Annotated in this window: 20 protein-coding genes and 2 tRNA genes; 18 read left to right on the forward strand and 4 right to left on the reverse strand. The window is 70.4% G+C overall.

What is annotated here, in order from left to right; genetic code table 11:
• The first annotated feature begins 1 nt into the window (after nucleotide 1).
• Nucleotides 2–877, forward strand: a complete 876-nt coding sequence (locus ACFTZC_RS36760) for an Fpg/Nei family DNA glycosylase (RefSeq protein ID WP_382897659.1) — start codon at nucleotides 2–4, stop codon at nucleotides 875–877.
• A gap of 57 nt (nucleotides 878–934) precedes the next feature.
• Here ACFTZC_RS36760 and ACFTZC_RS36765 read toward each other — a convergent pair whose 3' ends face one another.
• Nucleotides 935–2,182 (reverse strand): GNAT family N-acetyltransferase, encoded by a 1,248-nt coding sequence (locus ACFTZC_RS36765; RefSeq protein ID WP_382897662.1) that lies wholly within the window; start codon nucleotides 2,180–2,182, stop codon nucleotides 935–937.
• A gap of 106 nt (nucleotides 2,183–2,288) precedes the next feature.
• Between ACFTZC_RS36765 and ACFTZC_RS36770 the strand changes: the two genes are divergently transcribed.
• Nucleotides 2,289–3,470: a PP2C family protein-serine/threonine phosphatase gene (locus ACFTZC_RS36770; RefSeq protein ID WP_382897664.1), complete on the forward strand. Its 1,182-nt coding sequence runs from the start codon at nucleotides 2,289–2,291 to the stop codon at nucleotides 3,468–3,470.
• A 75-nt stretch (nucleotides 3,471–3,545) separates the two neighbouring features.
• Here ACFTZC_RS36770 and ACFTZC_RS36775 read toward each other — a convergent pair whose 3' ends face one another.
• On the reverse strand, nucleotides 3,546–4,796 hold the full coding sequence (locus tag ACFTZC_RS36775; RefSeq protein WP_382897667.1) for a cation:proton antiporter: 1,251 nt from the start codon (nucleotides 4,794–4,796) through the stop codon (nucleotides 3,546–3,548).
• A 313-nt stretch (nucleotides 4,797–5,109) separates the two neighbouring features.
• Between ACFTZC_RS36775 and ACFTZC_RS36780 the strand changes: the two genes are divergently transcribed.
• Nucleotides 5,110–5,304, forward strand: a complete 195-nt coding sequence (locus tag ACFTZC_RS36780; RefSeq protein WP_365813833.1) for a hypothetical protein — start codon at nucleotides 5,110–5,112, stop codon at nucleotides 5,302–5,304.
• Between the two features lie 87 nt (nucleotides 5,305–5,391).
• Here the strand turns inward: ACFTZC_RS36780 and ACFTZC_RS36785 are convergent.
• A tRNA-Gly gene (locus tag ACFTZC_RS36785) sits at nucleotides 5,392–5,465 on the reverse strand.
• Nucleotides 5,466–5,605: 140 nt separating this feature from the next.
• On the opposite strand from ACFTZC_RS36785, the gene ACFTZC_RS36790 reads away from it, so the two are divergent.
• The 5 genes from ACFTZC_RS36790 to clpX all read left to right on the forward strand — a co-directional run bounded on the left by ACFTZC_RS36790 (nucleotide 5,606) and on the right by clpX (nucleotide 10,547).
• Nucleotides 5,606–5,682: transfer RNA gene (locus ACFTZC_RS36790), tRNA-Pro, on the forward strand.
• A 180-nt stretch (nucleotides 5,683–5,862) separates the two neighbouring features.
• Nucleotides 5,863–7,326 carry a trigger factor gene (gene tig / locus ACFTZC_RS36795; RefSeq protein ID WP_382897671.1) on the forward strand — a complete coding sequence of 488 codons (1,464 nt, stop codon included), beginning with the start codon at nucleotides 5,863–5,865 and terminating at the stop codon, nucleotides 7,324–7,326.
• 393 nt (nucleotides 7,327–7,719) lie between these two features.
• Nucleotides 7,720–8,325, forward strand: a complete 606-nt coding sequence (locus ACFTZC_RS36800; protein WP_329827430.1) for an ATP-dependent Clp protease proteolytic subunit — start codon at nucleotides 7,720–7,722, stop codon at nucleotides 8,323–8,325.
• A gap of 86 nt (nucleotides 8,326–8,411) precedes the next feature.
• A complete protein-coding gene (locus ACFTZC_RS36805; protein ID WP_365813830.1) occupies nucleotides 8,412–9,086 on the forward strand; it encodes an ATP-dependent Clp protease proteolytic subunit in 675 nt (224 codons plus the stop codon).
• 168 nt (nucleotides 9,087–9,254) lie between these two features.
• On the forward strand, nucleotides 9,255–10,547 hold the full coding sequence (gene clpX / locus ACFTZC_RS36810; RefSeq protein ID WP_365813829.1) for an ATP-dependent Clp protease ATP-binding subunit ClpX: 1,293 nt from the start codon (nucleotides 9,255–9,257) through the stop codon (nucleotides 10,545–10,547).
• Between the two features lie 107 nt (nucleotides 10,548–10,654).
• On the opposite strand, the gene ACFTZC_RS36815 is transcribed toward clpX, so the two are convergent.
• Nucleotides 10,655–11,638 carry a hypothetical protein gene (locus ACFTZC_RS36815; RefSeq protein WP_382897675.1) on the reverse strand — a complete coding sequence of 328 codons (984 nt, stop codon included), beginning with the start codon at nucleotides 11,636–11,638 and terminating at the stop codon, nucleotides 10,655–10,657.
• 134 nt (nucleotides 11,639–11,772) lie between these two features.
• Here ACFTZC_RS36815 and ACFTZC_RS36820 point away from each other — a divergent pair, with 134 nt between their 5' ends.
• The 10 genes from ACFTZC_RS36820 to ACFTZC_RS36865 all read left to right on the forward strand — a co-directional run bounded on the left by ACFTZC_RS36820 (nucleotide 11,773) and on the right by ACFTZC_RS36865 (nucleotide 25,272).
• Nucleotides 11,773–14,394 (forward strand): valine--tRNA ligase, encoded by a 2,622-nt coding sequence (locus ACFTZC_RS36820; protein WP_382897678.1) that lies wholly within the window; start codon nucleotides 11,773–11,775, stop codon nucleotides 14,392–14,394.
• Nucleotides 14,395–14,543: 149 nt separating this feature from the next.
• Nucleotides 14,544–16,067: a bifunctional folylpolyglutamate synthase/dihydrofolate synthase gene (locus ACFTZC_RS36825; RefSeq protein WP_382897680.1), complete on the forward strand. Its 1,524-nt coding sequence runs from the start codon at nucleotides 14,544–14,546 to the stop codon at nucleotides 16,065–16,067.
• A gap of 5 nt (nucleotides 16,068–16,072) precedes the next feature.
• Entirely contained in the window at nucleotides 16,073–16,426 is a 354-nt protein-coding gene (locus tag ACFTZC_RS36830; RefSeq protein WP_382897683.1) for a DUF4233 domain-containing protein, read from the forward strand.
• Nucleotides 16,427–16,523: 97 nt separating this feature from the next.
• On the forward strand, nucleotides 16,524–16,937 hold the full coding sequence (gene ndk / locus ACFTZC_RS36835; RefSeq protein WP_365813822.1) for a nucleoside-diphosphate kinase: 414 nt from the start codon (nucleotides 16,524–16,526) through the stop codon (nucleotides 16,935–16,937).
• Nucleotides 16,938–17,185: 248 nt separating this feature from the next.
• Nucleotides 17,186–18,205 (forward strand): rod shape-determining protein, encoded by a 1,020-nt coding sequence (locus tag ACFTZC_RS36840; protein WP_329827104.1) that lies wholly within the window; start codon nucleotides 17,186–17,188, stop codon nucleotides 18,203–18,205.
• A gap of 167 nt (nucleotides 18,206–18,372) precedes the next feature.
• Nucleotides 18,373–19,455: a rod shape-determining protein MreC gene (gene mreC, locus ACFTZC_RS36845; RefSeq protein WP_382897687.1), complete on the forward strand. Its 1,083-nt coding sequence runs from the start codon at nucleotides 18,373–18,375 to the stop codon at nucleotides 19,453–19,455.
• Nucleotides 19,456–19,466: 11 nt separating this feature from the next.
• Complete coding sequence (mreD, locus tag ACFTZC_RS36850; protein WP_382897689.1) at nucleotides 19,467–20,135, forward strand: rod shape-determining protein MreD; 669 nt, start codon at nucleotides 19,467–19,469, stop codon at nucleotides 20,133–20,135.
• A gap of 106 nt (nucleotides 20,136–20,241) precedes the next feature.
• Nucleotides 20,242–22,416, forward strand: a complete 2,175-nt coding sequence (mrdA, locus tag ACFTZC_RS36855; RefSeq protein ID WP_382897692.1) for a penicillin-binding protein 2 — start codon at nucleotides 20,242–20,244, stop codon at nucleotides 22,414–22,416.
• Nucleotides 22,417–22,419: 3 nt separating this feature from the next.
• Nucleotides 22,420–23,619, forward strand: a complete 1,200-nt coding sequence (gene rodA, locus ACFTZC_RS36860) for a rod shape-determining protein RodA (RefSeq protein ID WP_382897694.1) — start codon at nucleotides 22,420–22,422, stop codon at nucleotides 23,617–23,619.
• Nucleotides 23,620–23,682: 63 nt separating this feature from the next.
• Complete coding sequence (locus ACFTZC_RS36865) at nucleotides 23,683–25,272, forward strand: CHAD domain-containing protein (protein ID WP_382897696.1); 1,590 nt, start codon at nucleotides 23,683–23,685, stop codon at nucleotides 25,270–25,272.
• Nucleotides 25,273–25,294 lie beyond the last annotated feature (22 nt).

Consider the following 25,294-nt stretch of genomic DNA (forward strand, 5'->3'; position numbering starts at 1 on the left):
CGTGCCCGAGGGGCATACGATCCACCGCCTCGCCGAGGACCATCTCGCCCGCTTCGGCGGCCGGCCGGTACGGGTCTCCAGCCCGCAGGGCAAGTTCTCGGACAGCGCCGCCCTCCTCGACGGCCAGGTGATGACCGGCGTCGACGCGCACGGCAAACACCTCTTCCTCGGCTTCGGAGCAACGGGCGAGCCTGACGCGACGGAGAAGCCGGAGCACACCGGGGCGGCCGGCTGGGGCTGGGTCCATGTACACCTCGGGCTTTTCGGCAAACTCGGCTTCGGTACGGACCCGGCCCCGCCGCCCACCGACACCGTCCGCCTGCGACTGGCCGGCGGCGGCCACTACGCGGACCTGCGCGGCCCCACCACCTGCGCCCTGATCACCACCCCGGAGAAGCAGGCCGTCCACGACCGGCTGGGCCCGGACCCGCTGCGCGTCCGGGACGGCGCCGGCGACGGCCACGGCGACAAGGCGTGGGCCCGGATCTCCCGCTCCCGTACGACCGTCGCCGCCCTGCTCATGGACCAGAAGGTCATCGCGGGCGTCGGCAACGTCTACCGCGCCGAGGTCCTCTTCCGCCACGGCATCGACCCGTACCGGGCGGGCAAGGACCTCACCCGCCGTGAGTGGGACGCGATCTGGGCGGACCTCGTCGCCCTCATGCGCGAGGGCGTACGGCACAACCGCATCGACACCGTCCGCCCCGAGCACACCCCCGAGGCGATGGGCCGCCCGCCGCGCGTCGACGACCACGGCGGCGAGGTCTACGTCTACCGCCGCGCCCGGATGCCCTGCCTGCTCTGCGGCGCCGAGATCCGCACCGCGACGCTCGCCGCCCGCAACCTCTTCTGGTGCCCCGGCTGCCAGCGGAGGTAGCGCCCGTTCAGGAGGGCCAGGCGCTCAGGGGGGCAGGCGCTCAGGGGGGGCAGGCGCTCAGAACCCGTGCGGCAGCCACGGCGCGACGTCCGACCCGAACGCGACCGACGCCGCGTCCAGCGCGCCCGCCCGTACCTCCCGCACCCGCCCCGCGCCCGCCAGCGCGGTCAGGGCCGTATCGCCCAGGTAGACCGCGCTCAGCTCGTTCACCGAGAGCACCAGGTCGGGCGCGTCCGCGGTCCGCGCGCAGGTCGCGCCCTTCGCGTCGCCGCTGAGCCGCCAGCGCCCCTCGTTCCAGGGGCAGAAGGCGTCCGTCACCTCCAGCACCACATCCACCGGTGCCCGGTACGTCCGGGCCTCCAGCGCCGGGGCCAGCTCCACCGGCCGCAGATACAGGTCGTCCCGTACCCGCAGCGCGCACCGGCGGAGGTCGGAGACCAGATACCGGAAGGGATCGTCCACGGGCCGGCTGCGCACCCGTACCGCCGATGTCAGGTCGATCCCGAAGAGGAAACGCCACAGCTCGGCGTAGGCCACCGGGTCGGCCGCGTGAAGATCCTTCAGCTCGATCGCGCCCTTCGGGCCCGCCATGTCCCACTCCGGGCGGTTGTGGAAGAGCGTGAACCCGACCACCTCGCCGTCCCGCTCCGCCAGCACGCACTGGAGCGGGGAGAGGCCGTCGCGCCCTACGCCCGTGCCGACGACGGGCAGCCGCTCCCAGCCGGGCCGGCGGCCGAGCATCCCCGGGCGCCGCGCGACCTCCGCCGCGTACAGCGCCTCGCACGCCTCCCGTACCTCCGGGTCGTCCGGCCGCACCCGGCGCAGACGTATCCCGTCGCCGTGCCCGTCACCGCCCCCGGGCGCCTGGATCCGTACCCGGGACGTGTCGATCTCCGCGGTGAGCGCGTGGCTCGCGACGCCGTAGCCGTACCGTCCGTAGATCATCGGTTCCGACGCCGTCAGCACGGCGAGCGGTTCGCCCCAGGACCGGACGTCGTCGAGCTGGCGCCGCATCATCGAGGTGAGCACCCCGCGCCGCCGGTGCGTGGGCGCGACGCTGACCCGCGTCACGCCCGCCGTGGGCACCTGCGCGCCCCCGGGCACGGAGAGCCGGAAGCTGTACGCCCCGGCCGTGCCCACGCACTCGTCCCCGTCCCAGACACCGATCGCCCGCTCGATCTCGGCCAGATCGCGCAGCAGGTCCGGGTCCCCGACACTTCCCTCCACGCCCCCGAACGCGAGCTCCAACGCCCCCTGCCAGGAGGCGTATTCGGACCGGCTCGGCACCCTCAGATCCAGTGTCATATGCCATCAGTACCAGCCCTCGGGCGCCGAGGCGACCCGATTTCGAACACAATGTCACGGGGGTCCCCCTGCGCGGCGGCCGGGCGGCTCGGTAGGGTCCACCACGATGGCCAAGGTCGCAGGAGCGGACGCGTACTCGGCCCGGATGCGCAGGAGGCTGCACCGGGTCCGCGTCGGTGTGCGCAGATCCGCCGTCGACTACTTCCGCGGCGACGGCTCCGACTGGATCGCGCTCGTCGGGCTCCTGCTGACCGTCCCCGCCATCGCGCTGACCACGATGGCGATACCCGTCTGGTGCGCGCCCTCCGCGCTCGTCCTGCCGATCGTGGCGGGCGGCCTGGTGCTGCGTCCCGCGAGCCTGCTCAGCCTGTACGCGGCGGCCGCGGCCGCGCTGATCGTCGAGTCGATGGTCCTCGGCCCGTACCCGGACGGGGCGGCCACGGTCACGCCGGGCACCGTCCTGGTGGTGGCGGCCTGCGGGCTCTTCGGGCTGCTGATCGCCCAGTTCCGGGCGCGGGTCGGGGTGCCCTGGCGGCGCGGCGGGACCATGCTCTTCGACCTGCGCGAACGGATCCGCGTGCAGAGCGCGCTGCCCTGGCTGCCGACGGGCTGGCACCGCGAGATGGCGCTCCGCCCGGCGGGCGGCCAGTCCTTCTCCGGCGACTTCGTGGTCGCCGCCAGGACCAACGGCGGACGCACCCTGGAGGTCGTCCTCACCGATGTCTCCGGCAAGGGCATGGACGCCGGATCGCGCGCCCTGCTCCTGTCCGGCGCCTTCGGCGGGCTGCTCGGCTCGCTCCCGCCGGGCGCCTTCCTCCCCGCCGCCAACGGCTATCTGCTCCGCCAGGACTGGGACGAGGGCTTCGCCACCTCGATCCACCTCGTCCTCGACCTGGACTCCGGCGACTACGAGCTGCTCTCCGCCGGACATCTCCCCGCGCTCCAGCTCCACGCGGGCAGCGGCCGCTGGGAGGAGAAGTCGGGGGAGGGCCCGCTGCTCGGGGTGTACGAAGGGGCCCAGTTCGACCCGGTCAAGGGCTCCCTGCGCCCCGGCGACGTACTGATGCTCTTCACCGACGGACTGGTGGAGGCGCCGGGCCGGGACCTGGGCGAGGGGATCGACCGCCTCACCGGCGAGGCCGACCGCTACGTCGCCCCGGGGTTCGACGGCGCGGCCTGGCATCTCATCGAGGCGGTGGCGAAGGACGTGAACGACGACCGCGCCCTGCTCCTGATCTGCAGAGAGGCCGGGCAGACTCCGTCGAGCCCGCCCGGCCTCCCGGCCTGAGCCGGTGCGGTCGTCAGGTGAGTAGGGACATCCGGTAACAGAACGGGTATCCGGTAACAGTGCGGGCATCGCCGGTCAGCTCGTCACGGCTGCCTCTGTGTCCCTGCCGTCCCTGCTGTCCCGGCCGTCGGCGCGGGACGGCCCACCGGCCCCAGGGGAGCCGCCCGGTCCGCCACCGCCTCCCTCGTGACCTCCGCCCGGCAGGACCCGGGCGAGCCAGTGCGAGCGGCCGGCGGCCAGCGGGCCGAGGACGGCGAGGAGCAGGACGTACCCCGCGATGAAGGGCGCGAGCCGGCTGTCGAGGCCCGCTCCCGCCGCCATCGTGGCGAGGATCAGCGCGAACTCGCCGCGGGCGAGCAGGGTCGTGGAGATATTGGCGGCCGGTCCCGCGCCGAAGCCGAAGATCTTCGCCGCGGTCACCCCCGCGGCGACGTTCATCACCAGCGTCACGACGACGGCGGCGAGGACGGGCCACAGGACGGTCGGCAGATCACCGGGGTTGATCGACAGGCCGAAGGCGAAGAAGAAGATCGCGCCGAACGCGTCCCGCAGGGGGTGGACGAGCTCCCGGATCCGGTCGCCCGACGTGGTGGCGCCCAGCATCAGGCCGACCATGAACGCGCCGATGGCGTCCGCGACCCCGAACCACTCGGAGACACCGGCCACCAGGACCGCCGCGCCGAGGAAGGTGATGACGAGCAGCTCGTCGTCCTTGGTGTTCATGACCCGGCCGACGACCTTCGTCCCGAACCGGGCGGCCAGGGCGAGCAGCAGCAGGAAGCCGAAGGCCTTCCCGCCGTCCATGATCGCCGCCGACGCGCTGTCCGCGCCGGACAGGATGGGCTGGAGCGCGGCGAGGTAGAGGGCCAGGAAGATGTCCTCGACCACGATGATGCCGAGGATGGGCTTCGTCTCGGGGTTGCCGATACGGCCCATGTCGACGAGCACCTTGGTGACGATCGCCGAGGACGAGATCCCGAGCACACCGGCGAGCACCAGCGCCTCGGAGGTGCCCCAGCCCAGCGCGAAGCCGAAGCCGAGCCCGGCACCCACGTTCAGCAGAAGGTAGGCGCCGCCGGCGAGCGCCATCTTCCGGCCGCCCGCCTTGAGGTCGTCGAGGTGGAATTCCAGACCGAGGTAGAAGAGCAGCAGGACCAGGCCGAGCGCGGAGAGCATCTCCAGCTCGTGCGGGTCCTTGACCAGCACGATGCCGGGTGTGTGCGGGCCGAGGAGGATCCCGGCCAGGATGAACAGGGGGATCGTGGGCAGCCCGATACGGCCGCCCAGTCGGGCGAGAACGGCGGCGGCCAGGAAGGCGCCACCCATGGCTATGAGGGTCTCTGCGTGTCCGATGGGATCGTTCCTCCGTCGAGATCGAGTCAAAGATGCGTCAAGGAATCGTCAGTAATTAGTTTACCAAACGATTTACCGAGTAACGGAAGACGGCAGAGGTTCGTCGAGCGCAAATCGTCAACAACCGGTATCTATACGTCAATTGGCCGGAATTGATGGAGTGCCGGACCCCCACCCGCGGGAAGGTTGATGGCACGATGGTCCGAGCAGGATGTACGGGGTACGTGGTGTCGCACGCGACCCCGCGGGGCTGGGCTAGGCGGACCGACCGAGGGTGTGATCAGTTGTGGCCATCTCACTGTCTGTGGTGCTTCTGTTGGCGGTCATCCTCGTGGTGCTCATCCGCGGTGGCTCGATCAAGGCGGGTCCGGCGATCGTCGCGATCCTCTTCGGCTTCTTCCTCGCGTCCACCAACATGGCGCCGTCGGTCAACCGGTTCCTCAACTCGATAGCCGACACGATCAATCAGATCAGCTTCTGACCGGCCCACCCGCCCGTGCGGTCGGGCCGGCCCCGGAAACGCCGCCGGCCCGACCGGTGACGTACGCACCTGATCGGGCCGGGGCCGTGGAGCGGGCGACGGGAATCGAACCCGCGTAGCTAGTTTGGAAGACTAGGGCTCTACCATTGAGCTACGCCCGCACAGCACGCGCCGCAGGTCCGGACGACCCGGGCACGCACAACATCGTAGCGGGTCCCGGGCGTTCGCCGCACACCCGTAAAGCGCCGGTCAAGGATGACGGAGGAGCCCCTGCGGGGATGTACCCTTCGTGTCGCACCGACGGGGTGTGGCGCAGCTTGGTAGCGCGTCCGCTTTGGGAGCGGAAGGTCGTCGGTTCGAATCCGGCCACCCCGACCATCGTTCAAGATCACGTCGCGCGGTCACATTGTGGGGCTCTTCCCGCTTGCGGTTACTATGCAAGCTGCGTGCCCGTGTGTCTGCAGAGTCTCTGAAGAACCGGGCCGAATCCGCCGGGCCGCGCCGCGTGTGCGGCGAATCCGGCAGAACCCCAGAATCAGCCACCAAGGAGACCGAACCGTGAAGAGCGCCGTGGAGACCCTGAACCCGACTCGGGTTCGGCTCACTGTCGAGGTGCCCTTCGAGGAGCTCAAGGACAGCCTCGACGCGGCGTACAAGAAGATCAACCAGCAGGTCACGGTGAAGGGCTTCCGCAAGGGCAAGATCCCGGCCCGGATCATCGACCAGCGGTTCGGGCGTGGTGCTGTGCTGGAGGAGGCCGTCAACGACGCCCTCCCGAAGTTCTACACCGACGCGGTCAACGAGGGTGAGCTCAACGTCCTCGGCCAGCCCGACGTCGACATCACGGAGCTGAAGGACGGCGAACTGCTCTCCTTCACCGCCGAGGTGGACGTCCGCCCGGTCATCGAGATCCCGGACTACTCCGGCATCGCGGTCACGGTCGACGCCGTGGAGGTCAGCGACGAGGACGTCGAGAAGGCGGTCGAGGAGCTGCGCGACCGCTTCGCGTCCACCAACCCGGTCGAGCGCGCCGCCGCCGAGGGTGACGTCGTGACGATCGACCTGGAGGCCAAGGTCGACGGCGAGGTCCTGCCCGACGGAGTGGCGAGCGGTGTGCAGTACACCATCGGCTCCGGAGAGCTTCTCGACGGCATCGACGAGGCCGTGACCGGCCTGGAGGCCGGTGGCGAGGCCACCTTCACCTCCGAGCTGAAGGGCGGCACCGCCGAGGGCAAGGCCGCCGAGGTCACCGTCAAGGTGACGCAGGTCGCCGCCCGCGAGCTCCCCGAGCTGGACGACGAGTTCGCGCAGATGGCGAGCGAGTTCGACACCCTCGACGAGCTGAAGGCCGACAGCCGCAAGCGACTGGAGAGCGGCAAGCAGTACGACCAGGCCACCCAGGCGCAGGAGCGCGTCCTCGACGAGCTGCTGAAGCTCGCCGAGGTGCCGATCCCGGAGAAGCTGCTCGCGGAGGAGATCAACACCCGCAAGCACAACCTGGAGCACCACCAGCTCGGCCAGATGGGCCTCGACCTCGCGAAGTACCTGGAGATCCAGGGCAAGACCGAGGAGGAGTTCGACGCCGAGACCAAGGAGCAGGCGGTCAAGGGCATCAAGACCCAGTTCATCCTCGACGAGCTGGTCAACAAGGAGAAGCTGAACGTCAACCAGGAGGAGCTCACCGAGCACCTCATGCGGCGCGCGCAGTCCTCCGGCATGTCCCCCGACCAGTTCGCGCAGGCCGTCGTCGAAGGCGGCCAGGTGCCGATGCTCGTCGGCGAGGTCGCCCGCGGCAAGGCGCTCGCGGTGGTCGTCGAGGCCGCCACGGTCACCGACACCAACGGCAACCCGGTCGACCTGGAGGACGAGGAGGAGGCGGCCGAGACCGCCGCCGCCGAGGCCAGCGAGACGGCCGAGGCCCCCGCGGCGGACGCCGCCGAGGAGAAGAAGGCCGACGCCGCCGAGAAGGCCGACAGCGACGAGAAGGCCGACGACGAGAAGGCCGACAAGCCCGGCGCCTGAGCGGTCACGCTCTGACCGACGGAACCGACGGAACGGGCCCCGGACGCGACACGCGCCCGGGGCCCGCCCTGTCCGCCCGCCGGACCCCCGGCCCGCGCGGGCCGCTCCGTGGCCGCCCGGAGCCCCCGTGACGCCCCCGCACCCCCGGGGACGCCCCAGGGCGGGGAGAGGGGCCCACGGGCCCGCCCAGGCCCGTACAGACCCGGTGGCGGCCGCCCGGAGCCTCAACTACCTTGCGCTCCCAGCGAACAGCAACGGAAGCGGGATGGCCCGCGCCGACCAGCGCGTTAGGGTCCATGAATACGAGGGCAGGGGAGTCTCCCGTCCCCGGTACGAAGACGCTGAGACGGCCGCAGCCGTCAGAGACGAGCAGGTGTATACGTGACGAATCTGATGCCTTACGCCGCCGGTGAGCCGTCCCTCGGTGGTGGCCTCGGCGACCAGGTCTACAGCCGGCTGCTCGGAGAGCGGATCATCTTCCTCGGCCAGCAGGTCGACGACGACATCGCGAACAAGATCACGGCCCAGATGCTGCTCCTTGCCGCCGAACCGGACAAGGACATCTTCCTCTACATCAACAGCCCCGGTGGCTCCGTGACGGCCGGCATGGCCGTCTACGACACCATGCAGTACATCCCCAACGACGTGGTCACCATCGGTATGGGCATGGCCGCCTCCATGGGGCAGTTCCTGCTCACCGGCGGCACCGCGGGCAAGCGCTTCGCGCTCCCCAACACCGACATCCTGATGCACCAGGGCTCCGCCGGCATCGGCGGCACCGCCTCGGACATCAAGATCCAGGCGGAGTACCTGCTCCGCACGAAGAAGCGGATGGCGGAGATCACCGCCTTCCACTCCGGCCAGACCGAAGAGACGATCATCCGCGACGGCGACCGCGACCGCTGGTTCACCGTCCAGGAGGCCAAGGACTACGGCCTGATCGACGAGATCATCACCGCGGCCTCGGGCGTTCCGGGCGGCGGCGGCACCGGGGCCTGAAGGCAGGCGCCCCGAGGACACACGCCTTGAGGGCACCCACCCCGACGCCCCTTCCGACCCCGGCCCAGCCCACCGAACGCCACAGGATGGTGAACACGCACATGAACAACTTCCCCACGAGCGGCCTCTACACCGGCCCGCAGGTGGACAACCGTTACGTCGTCCCGCGCTTCGTGGAGCGCACCTCGCAGGGCGTGCGCGAGTACGACCCGTACGCGAAGCTCTTCGAGGAGCGGGTCATCTTCCTCGGCGTGCAGATCGACGACGCCTCCGCCAACGACGTCATGGCGCAGCTCCTGTGCCTGGAGTCGATGGACCCGGACCGCGACATCTCCATCTACATCAACAGCCCCGGCGGCTCGATGACGGCCCTGACGGCCATCTACGACACGATGCAGTTCGTGAAGCCGGACATCCAGACGGTCTGCATGGGCCAGGCCGCCTCGGCCGCCGCCGTGCTGCTCGCCGCCGGCACCCCGGGCAAGCGCCTCGCCCTGCCGAACGCGCGGGTGCTGATCCACCAGCCGTCCAGCCAGACCGGCCGGGAGCAGCTCTCCGACCTGGAGATCGCCGCCAACGAGATCCTCCGGATGCGCGCCCAGCTGGAGGAGATGCTGGCCAAGCACTCGACGACGCCGATCGAGAAGGTCCGCGACGACATCGAGCGCGACAAGATCCTGACCGCCGAGGACGCGCTCGCGTACGGCCTCGTCGACCAGATCGTGTCGACCCGCAAGACCACGGCCGCAGCGGCCGCCTGACACACCCGGCGCCCTTGGCGCGGCTCGTGACGGTCGCGGGCGAATGCCCGCGGCCATGTGAACCGCGCCAAGGAAGGCCCGAACCCGGGCCCGGGCAAGGTACCGTCGGATATGAGGCACAGGAGCCGCTGAACCAAAGCTGCTCCCAGGCGAAGGGGAAGCAACCTCGTGGCACGCATCGGTGATGGTGGCGACCTGCTCAAGTGCTCGTTCTGCGGGAAGAGCCAGAAGCAGGTGAAGAAGCTCATCGCGGGTCCCGGTGTGTACATCTGCGACGAGTGCATCGACCTCTGCAACGAGATCATCGAGGAAGAGCTCGCGGAGACCTCCGAGGTCCGTTGGGAGGAACTGCCCAAGCCACGCGAGATCTACGAGTTCCTTGAGGGGTACGTCGTCGGGCAGGAGCCCGCGAAGAAGGCCCTCTCGGTGGCGGTCTACAACCACTACAAGCGGGTCCAGGCCGGCGAGAACGGCGGCGCGTCCGGCCGTGACGACGCGATCGAGCTGGCGAAGTCCAACATTCTGCTGCTCGGCCCGACCGGCTCCGGCAAGACACTCCTCGCGCAGACGCTGGCGCGCATGCTCAACGTCCCGTTCGCCATCGCCGACGCGACGGCGCTGACGGAGGCCGGCTATGTCGGCGAGGACGTCGAGAACATCCTGCTCAAGCTGATCCAGGCGGCGGACTACGACGTCAAGAAGGCCGAGACCGGGATCATCTACATCGACGAGATCGACAAGGTCGCCCGCAAGAGCGAGAACCCGTCGATCACGCGTGACGTCTCCGGCGAGGGCGTCCAGCAGGCCCTGCTGAAGATCCTGGAGGGCACCACGGCCTCCGTCCCGCCGCAGGGCGGCCGGAAACACCCGCACCAGGAGTTCATCCAGATCGACACGACCAATGTGCTCTTCATCGTGGGCGGCGCCTTCGCCGGCCTGGAGAAGATCATCGAGTCGCGTGCGGGCGCCAAGGGCATCGGCTTCGGCGCCACGATCCGCTCGAAGCGGGAGATCGAGGAGAGCGACCAGTTCCAGGAGGTCATGCCGGAGGACCTGGTGAAGTTCGGGATGATCCCGGAGTTCATCGGCCGTCTCCCGGTCCTCACCTCGGTCCACAACCTGGACCGCGCCGCCCTCCTCCAGATCCTGGTCGAGCCGCGCAACGCGCTGGTCAAGCAGTACCAGCGGCTCTTCGAACTCGACGGTGTGGAGCTGGACTTCGACCGCCCGGCCCTGGAGGCCATCGCCGACCAGGCGATCCTGCGCGGCACCGGCGCGCGCGGCCTGCGCGCCATCCTGGAGGAGGTCCTCCAGTCGGTGATGTACGAGGTCCCGTCCCGCAAGGACGTGGCCCGCGTGGTGATCACGGAGGACGTGGTCCACTCCCACGTCAACCCGACCCTGGTCCCGCGCGAGCCGAGGATCGTCAAGAACGACGGCCGCCACGAGAAGTCCGCGTAGCGCACGACGAAGGGGCGCCCGGCCGGTTCCGATCCGGCCGGGCGCCCCTTCGCGTACACCGGTCCGTACGGGCCGTTCCGCCAGGGCCGGTACCCGTACGGGCTCCGCTACTTGATCTCGGTGCGGACCTCGTCGCGCAGCTTCGCGGCCTGCGTCGCCGCGTCCTCCAGGGGCATGCTCTTACCGGTGAGGACACCCGCCGCGTCGCTGTAGACCACGTACGCGACCGTGCTGTGGTCGCCCCACACGCAGACCGGCGCGGTGACGCTGCTGGGGGTGCCCGCCGTGGTGCCGGTGCCCAGGGCGACCTTCATCTCCTGGCACTTCATGATGCCGTTCTCGAACCCGTCGGGTGTGAACTCCTGCGGCTCGCCGACGAGTTCGACCTTCCCGGCGCCGCTGCTGTCGCCGCCGGCGCTCTCCGACTTCTCCGTCGACTTGGCGAACATCTTGTCGACGACCGCCGCCGGGTCGTCGATGGTGCCGAAGACACCGCTGAACTGGAGCTGCTTCGTCGTGGTGCCCGCGCCGGCCTTGTACTCGCCGGTGACGTTCTCGGGGTCGGAGATGCCCCACCCCTCGGCTTCCTTCTTGTCGCTGTCGGTGAAGGAGGTGCTGCCGGACTTGTCCGCGTCCTTCGAGAACTCGCCGTTCAGCACCGTCGCCGGCGTCGTCAGCTCGTACTTCTTGCCGTCGTCCGCGACCGAGCCGCCGCCCCCGCCCGACGTCAGGAAGTACGCGCCGCCGGCTATCACCGCGAGCGCCACCACGGAGACCCCGATGATCAGCCCGGTCTTCTTCTTCGGGGCGCCCGGCGGAGGCGGGTAGGCGCCGCCGCCGTACGGGGGCTGCTGGCCGGTCTGCTGGCCGTACGGGCCCTGGGGCTGCTGAGCGTACGGGTTCGGCTGGCCCTGCTGCGGGTAGCCGTACGGCGGCTGCTGGGGCGGGACGCCCTGGGGGGCCTGCGGCGGGTAACCGTAGCCGGGCTGCGGCGGTCCCTGCGGCGGCTGCTGGCCGTACGGGCCCGGCTGACCGTACGGTCCGGGCTGCTGAGGCTGCCCGCCGTACGGGCCCGGCTGGTTGTAGCTCATGTGCGCTGTCCCCTCGATTTTTATTCTTCACCGACATCCTGACGGAAGAGACGCCCGCGCGGGCCACCGGGGGCTGCACCGTTACATGACAACTCGTTTCAGTACACCGCTGTGACACCTCTAAACTGACCCCCGTGACCGAGAATCCACAGCAGCAGCCAGCCAGCAACCCCGAACTCCCGACCCAGTACGTCCCGGCCGAGGTAGAGGGGAAGCTGTACGAGCGCTGGGTGGACCGCGGTTACTTCGAGGCGGACGCGAAGAGCGAGAAGCCCCCCTTCGCCGTCGTCATCCCGCCGCCCAATGTCACCGGCAGCCTCCACCTGGGCCACGCCTTCGAGCACACGCTCATCGACGCCGTCACGCGCCGCAAGCGCATGCAGGGGTACGAGACGCTGTGGCAGCCCGGCATGGACCACGCGGGCATCGCCACGCAGAACGTCGTCGAGCGCGAACTGGCCAAGGACGGCAAGTCCCGGCACGACCTGGGACGTGAGGCGTTCGTCGAGCGCGTCTGGCGGTGGAAGGCCGAGTCCGGCGGGCAGATCTCCGGTCAGATGCGCCGCCTCGGCGACGGCGTCGACTGGTCGCGTGAGCGCTTCACCATGGACGAAGGTCTCTCCCAGGCTGTCCAGACGATCTTCAAGAAGCTCTACGACGACGAGCTGATCTACCGCGCCGAGCGCATCATCAATTGGTGCCCGCGCTGCCTCACCGCGATCTCCGACATCGAGGTCGAGTACCAGGACGACGACGGCGAGCTGGTCTCGCTCAAGTACGGGGACGGCGACGACTCCGTCGTCGTCGCGACCACCCGCGCCGAGACGATGCTCGGGGACACGGCCGTCGCCGTCCACCCGGACGACGCCCGCTACGCGCACCTGATCGGCAAGCAGATCAAGCTGCCGCTCACCGACCGTACGATCCCGGTCGTCGCGGACGAGCACGTCGACCCGGAGTTCGGCACGGGCGCCGTCAAGGTGACCCCGGCGCACGACCCGAACGACTTCGAGATCGGCCGCCGCCACGACCTGCCGAACATCACGGTCATGGACGAGCGCGCCGTCATCACCGTCCCCGGCCCCTTCCAGGGCCTGGACCGGATGGAGGCGCGCAGCGCCATCGTCGCCGCGCTGCGGGCCGAGGGCCGGATCGTCGCCGAGAAGCGCCCGTACAGCCACTCCGTCGGGCACTGCTCGCGCTGCAAGACGACCATCGAGCCCCGGCTGTCCATGCAGTGGTGGGTCAAGGTCGGTCCGCTGGCGCAGGCCGCCGGCGACGCCGTCCGCGACGGCCGGGTCGCGATCCACCCGAAGGAGATGGAGCCGCGCTACTTCGCGTGGGTCGACAACCTCCGTGACTGGTGCATCTCGCGCCAGCTCTGGTGGGGCCACCGCATCCCCGTCTGGTACGGGCCGGACGGCGAGATGGTCTGCGTCGGTCCCGACGAGGAGCCGCCGACCGGCGAGGGCTGGACGCAGGACACCGACGTCCTCGACACCTGGTTCTCGTCCGGGCTGTGGCCGTTCTCCACACTGGGCTGGCCGGAGCGGACCGAGAGCCTGGAGAAGTTCTATCCGAACTCCGTTCTGATCACCGGCTACGACATCCTCTTCTTCTGGGTCGCCCGGATGATGATGTTCGGCCTGTACGCGATGGACGGCACCCCGCCGTTCCACACCATCGCGCTGCACGGCATGGTCCGCGACGAGTTCGGCAAGAAGATGTCGAAGTCCTTCGGGAACACGGTCAACCCGCTCGACTGGATGGACACGTACGGCTCGGACGCGGTCCGGTTCACCCTCGCGCGCGGCGCCAACCCGGGGGTGGACGTCCCGATCGGCGAGAGCTGGGTCCAGGGGTCCCGTAACTTCGCCAACAAGGTCTGGAACGCCACGCGTTTCGCGATGATGAACGGCGCGACCGTCGAGGGACCGCTGCCCGACCCGGCCGACATGTCCGCCACCGACCGGTGGATCCTCTCCCGGCTCGGCGCCGTGGTCGCCGAGGTCGACGCGTACTACGAGGACTACCAGTTCGCGAAGCTCTCCGACGCCCTCTTCCACTTCGCGTGGGACGAGGTCTTCGACTGGTACGTCGAGCTGTCCAAGACGGTGTTCTTCGCGGGCGGCGAGCCCGCGAAGGTCTCCGGGCGCGTCCTCGGCGAGGTCCTGGACACCACCCTGCGCCTGCTCCACCCGGTCATCCCCTTCGTCACCGAGACGCTGTGGACCACGCTCACCGGCAAGGAGTCCGTCGTCGTCGCGGAGTGGCCGGCCGACAGCGGGTTCCGCGACGCGGCGGCCGAGCGGGAGATCGGGCATCTCCAGCAGGTCGTCACCGAGGTCCGCAGGTTCCGTGCCGACCAGGGGCTCCAGGACGGCCAGAGGGTCCCGGCGCGCCTGGACCTCTCCGGTACGCCGCTGGCCGCGCACGAGGCGGCCGTCCGCCAGGTGCTGCGGCTCCAGCCGGAGGGCGAGGGGTTCCAGGCCACGGCGACGCTGCCGGTCGCGGGCGCCACGGTCGCGCTGGACCTCTCCGGCATCATCGACGTCGAGGCGGAGCGCAAGCGCCTGACGAAGGACCTCGGCGCGGCCGAGAAGGAGAAGGCGCAGGCGCTCGCGAAGCTCGGCAACGAGGCGTTCCTCGCCAAGGCGCCGGACAACGTGGTCGACAAGATCCGCGGCCGGCTCACCAAGGCGGAGGCGGACATCGAGCGCCTCACCGCGCAGGTGGCCGCCCTGCCCCAGGGCTGACGCCCTCGCTCGTACGTTCCCGTACGGCACGACCTGGATCCCCCTGACCGGCACCGGTCGGGGGGATCCGTCGTCCTGCGGGGGCGTCCGGGCCGCCGGAGGAGGGGCGCGCCGGAGCCGCTGTCGGTGGTCCTCCGTAGACTGGCCCCGTGAGTGAGCACCGTCCTTCCGACCAGCCCGGCGAGCAGCGTGATTTCGATGAGTTCGACGAGATCACCGAGGCCGCGACCGACCGGGACCCCGACCTCGCGGTGATCGAGGCCGGCAGCCGTACGCTGCGCACCCAAGGCGGGCCCGCGCAGGGCGACGGTGTCCCGGCCCGCCCCGAGGACCCCGAGGTGGACCGAGCCCTGCGCGCCGTCGAGCAGGAGCTGGCGGGGCGCTGGGGCGAGACGAAGCTCGACCCGTCGCGCGCCAGGATCGAGGCGTTGATGAACGTGCTGGGCGACCCCCAGCGCGCCTACCCGACGATCCACATCACCGGCACCAACGGCAAGACGTCCACGGCCCGGATGATCGAGGCGCTGCTCGGCGCGTTCGATCTGCGCACCGGCCGCTACACCAGCCCCCACGTCCAGTCGATCACCGAGCGGATCAGCCTGGACGGGGCCCCGATCTCCGCCGAGCGCTTCATCGAGACGTACGAGGACATCAAGGCGTACGTCGAGATGGTCGACGGCATGCAGGAGTACCGGCTCTCGTTCTTCGAGGTGCTGACGGCGATGGCGTACGCGGCGTTCGCGGACGCCCCGGTGGACGTCGGTGTCGTCGAGGTCGGCATGGGCGGCACCTGGGACGCGACGAACGTCATCGACGCGTCGGTCGCCGTCGTCACCCCGATCGACCTGGACCACACGGACCGGCTCGGCTCCACGCCCGGTGAGATCGCCGCGGAGAAGGCCGGGATCATCAAGGACGGCGCGACGGTCGTCCTGGCGCAGCAGCCGGTGGACGCCGCCCAGGTGATGCTGAAGAAGGCCGTCGACATGGACGCGACGGTGGCCCGCGCCGGCATGGAGTTCGGGGTGGCCGCCCGGGAGATCGCGGTCGGCGGCCAGCTGCTGACGCTGCGCGGCCTCGGCGGGGAGTACGAGGAGGTCTTCCTCCCTCTGTACGGGGCGCACCAGGCGCACAACGCGGCGGTGGCGCTCGCGGCGGTGGAGGCGTTCTTCGGGATCGGCGCCCAGCACGCGCGGCGGCTCGACCTCGACACGGTCCGCAAGGCGTTCGCGTCGGTGTCCTCGCCGGGCCGGCTGGAGGTCGTACGGAGTTCGCCGACGGTGGTGCTGGACGCGGCGCACAACCCGGCGGGCGCGCGCGCCGCGGCCGACGCGGTCACCGAGTCGTTCGGTTTCAGCCGGCTGATCGGTGTGGTGGGGGCGAGCGGCGACAAGGACGTCCGCGGGGTGCTGGAGGCGCTGGAGCCGATCTGCACGGAGATCGTGGTCACGCGTAATTCCAGCCATCGCGCGATGGACGTGGACGAGCTGGCGGGTATCGCCGTCGAGGTCTTCGGCGAGGACCGGGTCCAGGTGGAGACGCGCCTCGACGACGCGCTGGAGGCGGCGATCACGCTCGCGGAGGAGGAGTCCGAGTTCTCCGGCGCCGGGGTGCTGGTGACCGGGTCCGTGATCACGGTCGGCGAGGCCCGGCTGCTGCTGAAGAGGGGCTGAATTCGGTGCGAACACTCTGTGCGTCGACGTTGATCGGTGAGTTCTTCGTGATCGGGTTCGCCGGTCTGGTGGCCATGAAGTCGGACGACCTGTCGGTGGGCACGGTCTGGACGGTCTGTGGTGTCGCCATGTTGTTCTCGCTGCTGCTCTGCGGGATGATCACCCGCCCCGGCGGGGTCCAGCTCGGCTGGGCGCTCCAGGTGGGCCTGGTCGCGAGCGGTTTCGTGGTCCCGGCGATGTTCGTGCTGGGGGTGCTGTTCGCGGCGCTGTGGTGGGCCTCGGTGCACTACGGCCGCGTGATCGACGAGGCGAAGGCCCGCTGGGCCGCACAGGCATCAGCAGAGGCTGACGCTGCGTAACCGGTGGTGCGGGGTGCCCTGTAGCCTCTGAGGTCCCGGACCGCGCCTCCGAGGCCCGGTTCCCGGCACCCCGCATCCCACAGAAGGAGCCCGTACAGTGAGCCAGCGCACGCTCGTCCTGCTCAAGCCCGACGCCGTACGCCGTCATCTCGTCGGTGAGATCATCGGCCGGATCGAGCGCAAGGCGGACTGGACCCTGATCGCGCTGGAGCTGCGCACGCTCGACCAGGACACGCTGGAGCAGCACTACGGCGAGCACAAGGGCAAGCCCTTCTACGAGCCGCTGGTCGCGTTCATGGCGTCGGGCCCCGTCGTCGCGCTCGTCGTCGAGGGCGAGCGGGTCATCGAGGGGGTCCGCGCGCTCTCCGGTCCCACTGACCCGATCGCCGCGGCTCCCGGGTCCATCCGGGGGGACTTCGGGACCATTGTCCGGGAGAACCTGATCCACGCCTCGGACTCCGAGGAGTCCGCCATTCGGGAACTGAAAATCTTTTTCCCGGGTCTTTCCTGACCGAGTGTCAGCCGAACGGCGCTGACGACCTGGGGCGACCGAAGGAATTCGGTCGCCTTTGGGTATATCCAGGCCACTTCCGGGAACGAGTCGCTCCGACAATTCGTCACCGTTACAGAGGTGGGCCAGCGCGCCGCCGTCGCTCCGACGGCACTACGATGGAAGCCTCCACGCCACAGCACCCACCTCGCCGTCCTGATAAGCCGTCAACGCTTGGGAAGGCCAGACGCATCCTCATGGGGAACCACATGTCGTTCATCGGCCGTGACATGGCTGTCGACCTCGGGACCGCCAACACGCTGGTGTACGTCAGGGGCCGCGGGATCGTACTCAACGAGCCGTCCGTGGTCGCCATCAACACCAACACGGGCGGCATTCTCGCGGTCGGCTCCGAAGCCAAGAAGATGATCGGCCGGACACCGGGCAACATCGTTGCCGTCCGGCCGCTGAAGGACGGCGTGATCGCCGACTTCGAGATCACCGAGCGCATGCTGCGCTACTTCATCCTCAAGATCCACAAGCGCCGCTACCTGGCCCGCCCGCGCGTCGTCGTCTGTGTGCCCTCGGGCATCACCGGGGTCGAGCGCCGCGCGGTCATCGAGGCGTCCACGCAGGCGGGCGCGCGCCAGGTGCACATCATCGAGGAGCCGATGGCCGCGGCCATCGGCTCGGGACTCCCCGTCCACGAGGCCACCGGCAACATGGTCGTCGACATCGGTGGCGGCACCACCGAGGTCGCCGTCATCTCGCTCGGCGGCATCGTCACGGCGCAGTCCATCCGCGTCGCCGGCGACGAGCTGGACAACGCGATCATCCAGCACATCAAGAAGGAGTACTCGCTCCTCCTCGGTGAGCGGACCGCCGAGAGCATCAAGATCACCATCGGGTCGGCGTACGACCTCGACAAGGACGAGCACACCGAGATCCGCGGCCGTGACCTGGTCTCCGGCCTGCCGAAGACCGTCGTCATCTCCGCCGCCGAGGTCCGCAAGGCCATCGAGGAGCCGGTCAACGCGATCGTCGACGCCGTGAAGACGACGCTCGACAAGTGCCCGCCCGAGCTCTCCGGCGATGTGATGGACCGCGGGATCGTGCTCACCGGCGGCGGCGCCCTGCTGCGCGGTCTCGACGAGCGGCTGCGCCGGGAGACCGGCATGCCGATCCACATCGCGGAGGATCCGCTGGACTCCGTCGCGCTGGGATCCGGTAAGTGTGTCGAGGAGTTCGAGGCGCTCCAGCAGGTACTGGACGCTCAGCCCCGCCGGTGACGGAACCGCCACGATCCGCCGAACGGGTGCAGGACCTCCCGTCCGGCGGATCGTCGATTCCGGCAACTCGTTGACATACGCAGACTTACATCGACCTACACAGACATACACGCGCCACCGACCGACAGATACCACCCATTCCTACGAGGAAGGCACGGCCGCCGCACGTGAGGGACACACGAGAGAGCCGTCTGCTCTTGGTGCTGCTGATCGCCATCGCGTTCGCACTGATCACGGTGGACATCCGCGGCGGTGAGGATTCCCCCGTCGACGGCGCGCGCCAGGCCGCCGCCACGGTGTTCGGTCCGGTGGAGAACGGTGTCGCGGCGGCGGTGAACCCGGTGGGCAACGCCATAGGAGCCGTACGGGACTCCGGCTCGCGGCACACCCGGATCGCCGCCCTGGAGCGGGAGAACACCGAGCTGAAGCAGCGGCTCGGCAGCGACGCCCGCAACCGCAGCCAGGTCCGCGAGCTGGACAAGATGCTCCAGCGGGCCGGCGCGGGCCAGTACGGCATCAAGGGCGCCCAGGTCATCGCCATAGGAGCGGCCCAGGGCTTCTCCTGGACGGTCACCATCGACATGGGCCGGGACGACGGCATCGCACGCGACATGACCGTGCTCAACGGCGACGGCCTGGTCGGCCGGGTCACCACCGTCGGCCCGAACACCGCCACCGTCCTGCTCGCCAACGACCCCGGGTTCACCGTCGGCACCCGCATGGAGGGCTCCGACGAACTCGGCTTCGCCACCGGCCAGGGCGACCGGCCGCTCTCCGTACAGCTGCTCAACGGCAAGGCGAAGATCCGCAAGGGCGACCGGCTGGTCACCTTCGGATCCAGCAAGGACAAGCCGTTCGTGCCCGGCGTGCCGGTCGGCGAGGTCGTCCGCGTCGACCCGTCCGGCGGCGACCTCACCCGTACGCTCTCGGTGCGGCCGTTCGTCGGCTTCACCAAGCTGGACATCGTCGGCGTCGTCGTCGAGGCGCCCCGCGAGGACCCGCGGGACACGGTGCTGCCGCCCAAGTCCAAGCCCGTCCCGACGCCCACCGTCACCGTGACGGTCACCCCCTCGCCGGACGGCGACGCGAACGTGGACGTCAACGCCGAGGCCGACGGCAATCTCGACGTCAACGGGAACGCCACCCCCATCACCGGCGCCACCCCCGGCGCCGATCCCGACGCCGCCCCCGATCCCGACGCGGGTGACACGGGCAACGGCAACGGCCAAGCGGCAGACGACCAGGAGTAGGGCTGATCCCCATGCGCTTCAACCGGATTCTGCTCTCGACCACCCTGGTCGTGGTCGCCCTCGTCGTCCAGGTCTCCGTGCTCGCCCGGCTCCAGCTGCCCGGCGCCGTACCCGACCTGATGCTCCTCATCGTCCTCGCCCTGGCCTTCGTGTACGGGCACGTCGGCGGCGCGTTCATCGGCTTCGGCGCCGGTCTGCTCTCCGACCTGGCGCCGCCCGCCGACCACGCCGCCGGTCGGTACGCCCTCGTCCTCTGCGTCATCGGCTACGCGGCCGGGCTGGTGCGCCCCGAGAAGGGCCAGATCCGCTCGGCGCTCGCCCCGATGACCGCGGTCGTCGCCGCGGCGATCTGCTCCACCCTGCTGTACGCGGGCGTCGGCGCCCTCGTCGGTGACACCGCCGCCCGCCATGTCGGCCTCGGCGGGCTGATCCTCACCGCCGCGATCTACGATCTGCTCCTCGCCCCGTTCGTCGTCCCGCTCGTCATGTGGCTGGCCAGACGCGCCGACAACGACCCGCTCGCCGAGTCCCGGGACAGCGGGGCCGGCGACATGGCCTCCGGCTGGGCCACCTCCGGCACCGGGCTGCGGATCGGCGGCCAGCGCGGCGGGCTGCGGCTGCGCAGCGCCCGTAACCGCGCGGCGCGAGCCGGACGGATCAAGGGGGTCAAGCGGCTGTGACAGCGACAGCACCGTTCATCCGCACCGCCCGCACCGTCCGGAGCGCCCACACCGCCTGCACCGTTCGTAGCGCCCGCACCGTCCGTCGCGCCCGTGGGGGGTCGCAGTGAGCAATATCCCGGAGACCGGGCGGACCCCCCGGGTCCAGATCCGGCTTGTCGTCATCCAGGTCCTCGTCTTCTCGCTCCTGCTCACCCTCGGCGGCCGGCTCTGGTACCTCCAGGTCCGCAACGGCCAGGAGTACACGGACGAGGCCAAGAACAACCATGTCCAGCAGGTCATCCAGCCCGCCGTCCGCGGCTCGATCCTCGACACGCGCGGGGTCCCGCTCGCGGACAACGAGACCCGCCTCGTCGTCTCCGTCAGCCGCACCGAGATGATGAAGATGAAGGACGACGGCAAGGGCGTCCTGACCGCACTCGCCGAGGTCCTCGGCATGAAGCCGCAGGACGTCATGGCCAAGGTCAGGCTCTGCGACGCGAAGACCCCCCGGCCCTGCTGGAACGGTTCGCCCTACCAGCCGATCCCCGTCACCGACAAGGCCACCACCCAGCAGGCGCTCCAGATCCGCGAGCGTGCCGAGGACTTCCCCGGCATCACCGCGGAGCCCACCGCCGTACGCCGCTACCCCGCGCCGGGACTCGCCAACACCGCCCAGGTCCTCGGCTACCTCTCGCCCGTCACCGACGAGGAGATCACCAAGGCGCGGGACACCGCCTCGCCGTACCTCCGCTCCGACCAGGTCGGCCGCTCCGGGCTGGAGCGCACGTACGACAAGCAGCTCCGCGGCAAGGCCGGCGTCACCCGGTACGAGGTCGACAACCTCGGCCGGGTCATCGGCCAGGCGCAGAGCGACCGGGCCGAACCCGGCGCCAATGTCGTCACCTCGATAGACGCCCGCGTCCAGGCCGTCGCCGAGTACGAGCTGAACGAGGCGATGAAGGCCGCCCGCCAGGAGATGGACCGCAACACCAACGAGAACTACAAGGCCGACTCCGGCGCCGTCGTCGTCATGGAGGCCAAGACCGGCCGGGTCGTCGCGATGGCGTCCCAGCCGACGTACGACCCCAACGCCTGGGTCGGCGGCATCTCCGTCAAGGACTACGAGCGGCTCACCGGCAAGGACTCCAACTTCCCGCTGCTGAACCGCGCGATCCAGGGCCAGGCCGCCCCCGGCTCGATCTTCAAGGTCGTGTCGTCGACCGCCGCCGTCAACGCGGGCTACCCCTTCGACGGCAACTACCCGTGCCCCAGCTCGTACAACGTCGGCAGCCAGGTCTTCAAGAACTTCGAGTCCAAGGGGTACGGCGCGATCACCATCGGCCGGGCCCTGGAGGTCTCCTGCGACACCGTGTACTACGGCCTCGCCCACAAGGAGTGGCAGAAGGACGGCGGCACCAAGCCGAAGAAGAACGCCAACGACTGGTTCTACAAGACCGCCCACCAGTTCGGCCTCGGCAAGGAGACCGGCATCGACCTCCCCAACGAGGTCAGCGGACGGGTCCCGGACCGCCAGTGGAAGCAGAAGTTCTGGGAGGCCAACAAGGCCGGCTGGTGCAAGCAGGGCAAGAAGGGCGGCACCTACGTCCAGCAGCTCGCCTACGAAGGCTGCCTCGAAGGCAACCTGATGCGCGCCGGTGACTCCGTCAACTACTCGATCGGCCAGGGCGACACGCTCGTCACCCCGATCCAGATGGCCACCATCTACTCGGCCATCGCCAACGGCGGCACCCTCTACGACCCCACCGTCGGCAAGGCCGTCATCAGCCCCGACGGCAAGCAGGTCGAGGAGATCGCGCCGAAGTCGCACGGCAAGCTGCCGATGAACAAGAAGACCCGCGACGAGATCGACGAGGCCCTCGCGGGCGTCGCGACCCGCGGCTCCGCCGCCTGGCGGTTCGGCGGCTGGCCGCAGGACAAGATCCCGATGCACGCCAAGACGGGTACGGCCGAGGTCTACGGCAAGCAGACGACCTCGTGGTTCGCCTCGTACACCGAGGACTACACGATCGTCATGACGATCGCCCAAGGTGGTACGGGGTCCGGAGCCTCCGGGCCGGCCGTCCGGAAGATCTACGAGGCGATGTACGGACTGAACGAGAAGGGCGACCAGAACCTCACGAAGGCGCTCATGCCCACCCCGCGCACCGCACTGCCCACGATCCAGCCGGACGGCTCGATCGACGCCCCGAAGGTCGCGCCGTACGAGCCGGAGCCCGAACTCCCGGCCGATGAACAGGCACTGGCGGGACCGCCCGCCGCGCCGGGCCGGAGGGACTGAGCGATGGCCGGTACAAGCGGCTTCTCGGTCTCCGGCTACGGGCCGGAGCGCGGGACCTGGGCGAAGCTCTCGGCCCGTGACTCGATGGTGCGGCGGCTCGACTGGCCGCTGCTCTTCTCCGCGCTCGCCCTGTCGGTCCTCGGCTCCCTGCTGGTCTGGTCCGCGACCCGCAACCGCACCCAGCTCAACCAGGGCGACCCGTACTACTTCCTCTTCCGCCACCTCCTCAACGCCGGTATCGGGGTCGCCCTGATGATCGGCACGGTCTGGCTCGGGCACCGCACCCTGCGCGGCGCGGTCCCCGTGCTGTATGCGCTCTCCGTGGCGCTGGTCCTGCTGGTCCTCACCCCGCTCGGCGCGACCATCAACGGCGCCCACTCGTGGATCGTCATCGGCGGCGGCTTCACCCTCCAGCCCTCCGAGTTCGTGAAGATCACGATCATCCTGGGCATGGCGATGATGCTCGCGGAACGGGTGGACGCGGGGGACCAGCTCCATCCGGACCATCGCACCGTCGCGAAATCCCTCGGCCTCGCGGTGGTGCCGATGGTCATCGTCATGCTCATGCCGGATCTCGGCTCGGTGATGGTCATGGCGGTCATCGTGCTCGGCGTCCTGCTCGCCTCCGGTGCCTCCAACCGGTGGATCATCGGCCTGGTCGGCGCGGGGGTGGCCGGCGCCGTCGCGGTCGCCGCGCTCGGGGTGCTGGACGAATACCAGATCAACCGCTTCGCCGCCTTCGCCAACCCCGAGCTGGACCCGGCGGGCGTCGGCTACAACACCAACCAGGCACGCATCGCCATCGGCTCCGGCGGACTCACCGGCACCGGGCTCTTCCACGGCTCGCAGACCACCGGCCAGTTCGTCCCCGAACAGCAGACCGACTTCGTCTTCACCGTCGCGGGCGAGGAGCTGGGCTTCCTCGGCGCCGGGCTGATCCTCGTCCTCCTCGGTGTGATCCTCTGGCGCGCCTGCCGGATCGCCCGCGAGACGACCGAGCTGTACGGCACGGTCGTGGCCGCCGGGATCATCGCCTGGTTCGCCTTCCAGTCCTTCGAGAACATCGGGATGACGCTCGGCATCATGCCCGTCGCCGGGCTGCCGCTGCCCTTCGTGTCCTACGGAGGCACCTCCATGTTCGCCGTCTGGATGGCGGTCGGCCTGCTCCAGTCCATCCGGGTCCAGCGGCCCATAACGGCATGACCCGAGGTGCCCGGTCCGGTCGTGGGGGTGCCCGAAGGCACCCCTGACGGCTAAATTCGGTACATGGCGGACAGCAAGCGTGAGATCGAGCGAAAGTACGAACTCCCCGAGCGACCGGACCACGCGGAGCTCCCGGACACCGACGCGGGCCCGGCGGGCCAGGACACCGAGGGGACGCCCGCACTGCCGGACCTCACCGGCGCCCGAGGGGTCGCCGCCGCCCGCGACCACGGCGTCCAGGACCTCGACGCCGTCTACTACGACACCCCCGGCCTGCGGCTCTACGCCGACGCCCTCACCCTGCGCCGCAGAACCGGCGGCGACGACGCGGGCTGGCATCTGAAATTCCCCGTCGCCGCCGGCATCCGCGACGAGATCAGGGCGCCGCTCTCCGACACCCTCCCGCCCGAGCTCGCCGGGCTCGTCCGCTCCCGCGTCCGGGACGCCGAGCTGATCCCCGTCGTACGGCTGCGCACCGCACGCGCGGTGACCGTGCTGCTCGACGCGGACGGCGCGCCGCTCGCCGAGGTCGCCGTCGACACCGTACGGGCCCGGCGCCTGCCCGGAACCGGCCGCGAACCCGCCGCCACCACCTGGACCGAGGTCGAGGTGGAGCTGGCCGACGGCGTCGAGGACCCCGCGGTCCTCGACGCCGTCGAGAAGAAGCTCCGCAAGGCGGGACTGCGCCCGGCCGGCGCCGCCTCGAAACTCGGCAGGGCGCTCGCGACCGGCGGGCGGACGGCGGCCGGATCCCCGGCCGCGCCGGTCACCGCCGGGGACCACATCCTCGGCTATCTGCGCGACCAGGTCACCGCGATCGTCGCCCAGGACCCCGCCGTCCGCCGCGACCTGCCCGACTCCGTCCACCAGCTCCGCGTCGCCACCCGCCGGCTGCGCTCCGCGTTCCGCACGTACCGCACGGTCCTCGACCGGGCCGTCACCGACCCCGTCGGCGAGGAGCTGAAGTGGCTCGCCGCCGAGCTGGGCGTCGACCGCGACCACGAGGTCCTGAGCGAGCGGCTGGCCGCCCGCGTCGACGCCGTGCCCGGCACCCTGCTGCTCGGCCCGGTCCGCGCCCGGCTGCGGATCTGGACGGCCGGCGGGCGCACCGGCTCCCGGGCCAGGACCGTCGCCGTACTCGACAGCGAGCGCTATCTGACCCTCCTCGCCACCCTCGACGCGCTGCTCGCGGCCCCGCCCCTGCGGCCGGGCGCGGCGAAGGCGCCGGAGAAGGTGCTCCCGGGGCGGATCAACCGGGCGTACGACCGCCTCGCGGCGCGGATCGAGGGCGCGCTCGCGCTGCCGCAGGGACCGGAACGCGACCTGGCGCTGCACAACGCCCGCAAGGCCGCCAAACGGGCCCGGTACGCGGCGGAGGCGGCCACCCCCGCCCTGGGGAAGCCCGCCAAACGGTTCGCACGGCGGATCAAGGCCGTACAGACGCTCCTCGGCGACCACCAGGACAGCGTCGTGGCCCGCGAGGTGCTGCGCGATCTCGCGGCCCGGGCGCACACGGCGGGCGAGTCCGCGTTCGTCTGGGGGCTGCTGTACGGGCAGGAGGAGGCGCTGGCCGACCGGCGGGAGCGCGAGCTGCCGCAGGTGTGGGCGGAGGCGTCGGAACCGGCACTGCGCGCCCGGCTCGGGGGCCGCTGAGCCGGGCTCCGGCAGGACGGGC

It is taken from the genome of Streptomyces sp. NPDC056987 (assembly GCF_042673865.1).
GTDB lineage: Bacteria > Actinomycetota > Actinomycetes > Streptomycetales > Streptomycetaceae > Streptomyces.

Bases quoted from the DNA above. Each gene is read 5' to 3' on its own strand.
- ACFTZC_RS36765 (WP_382897662.1), bottom strand. From the start codon at position 2,182: ATGACACTGGATCTGAGGGTGCCGAGCCGGTCCGAATACGCCTCCTGG.
- ACFTZC_RS36770 (WP_382897664.1), top strand. From the start codon at position 2,289: ATGGCCAAGGTCGCAGGAGCGGACGCGTACTCGGCCCGGATGCGCAGG.
- ACFTZC_RS36775 (WP_382897667.1), bottom strand. From the start codon at position 4,796: ATGGGTGGCGCCTTCCTGGCCGCCGCCGTTCTCGCCCGACTGGGCGGC.
- ACFTZC_RS36800 (WP_329827430.1), top strand. From the start codon at position 7,720: ATGCCTTACGCCGCCGGTGAGCCGTCCCTCGGTGGTGGCCTCGGCGAC.
- ACFTZC_RS36805 (WP_365813830.1), top strand. From the start codon at position 8,412: ATGGTGAACACGCACATGAACAACTTCCCCACGAGCGGCCTCTACACC.
- ACFTZC_RS36815 (WP_382897675.1), bottom strand. From the start codon at position 11,638: ATGAGCTACAACCAGCCGGGCCCGTACGGCGGGCAGCCTCAGCAGCCC.
- ACFTZC_RS36840 (WP_329827104.1), top strand. From the start codon at position 17,186: ATGTCGTTCATCGGCCGTGACATGGCTGTCGACCTCGGGACCGCCAAC.
- mreD (WP_382897689.1), top strand. From the start codon at position 19,467: ATGCGCTTCAACCGGATTCTGCTCTCGACCACCCTGGTCGTGGTCGCC.
- rodA (WP_382897694.1), top strand. From the start codon at position 22,420: ATGGCCGGTACAAGCGGCTTCTCGGTCTCCGGCTACGGGCCGGAGCGC.
- ACFTZC_RS36865 (WP_382897696.1), top strand. From the start codon at position 23,683: ATGGCGGACAGCAAGCGTGAGATCGAGCGAAAGTACGAACTCCCCGAG.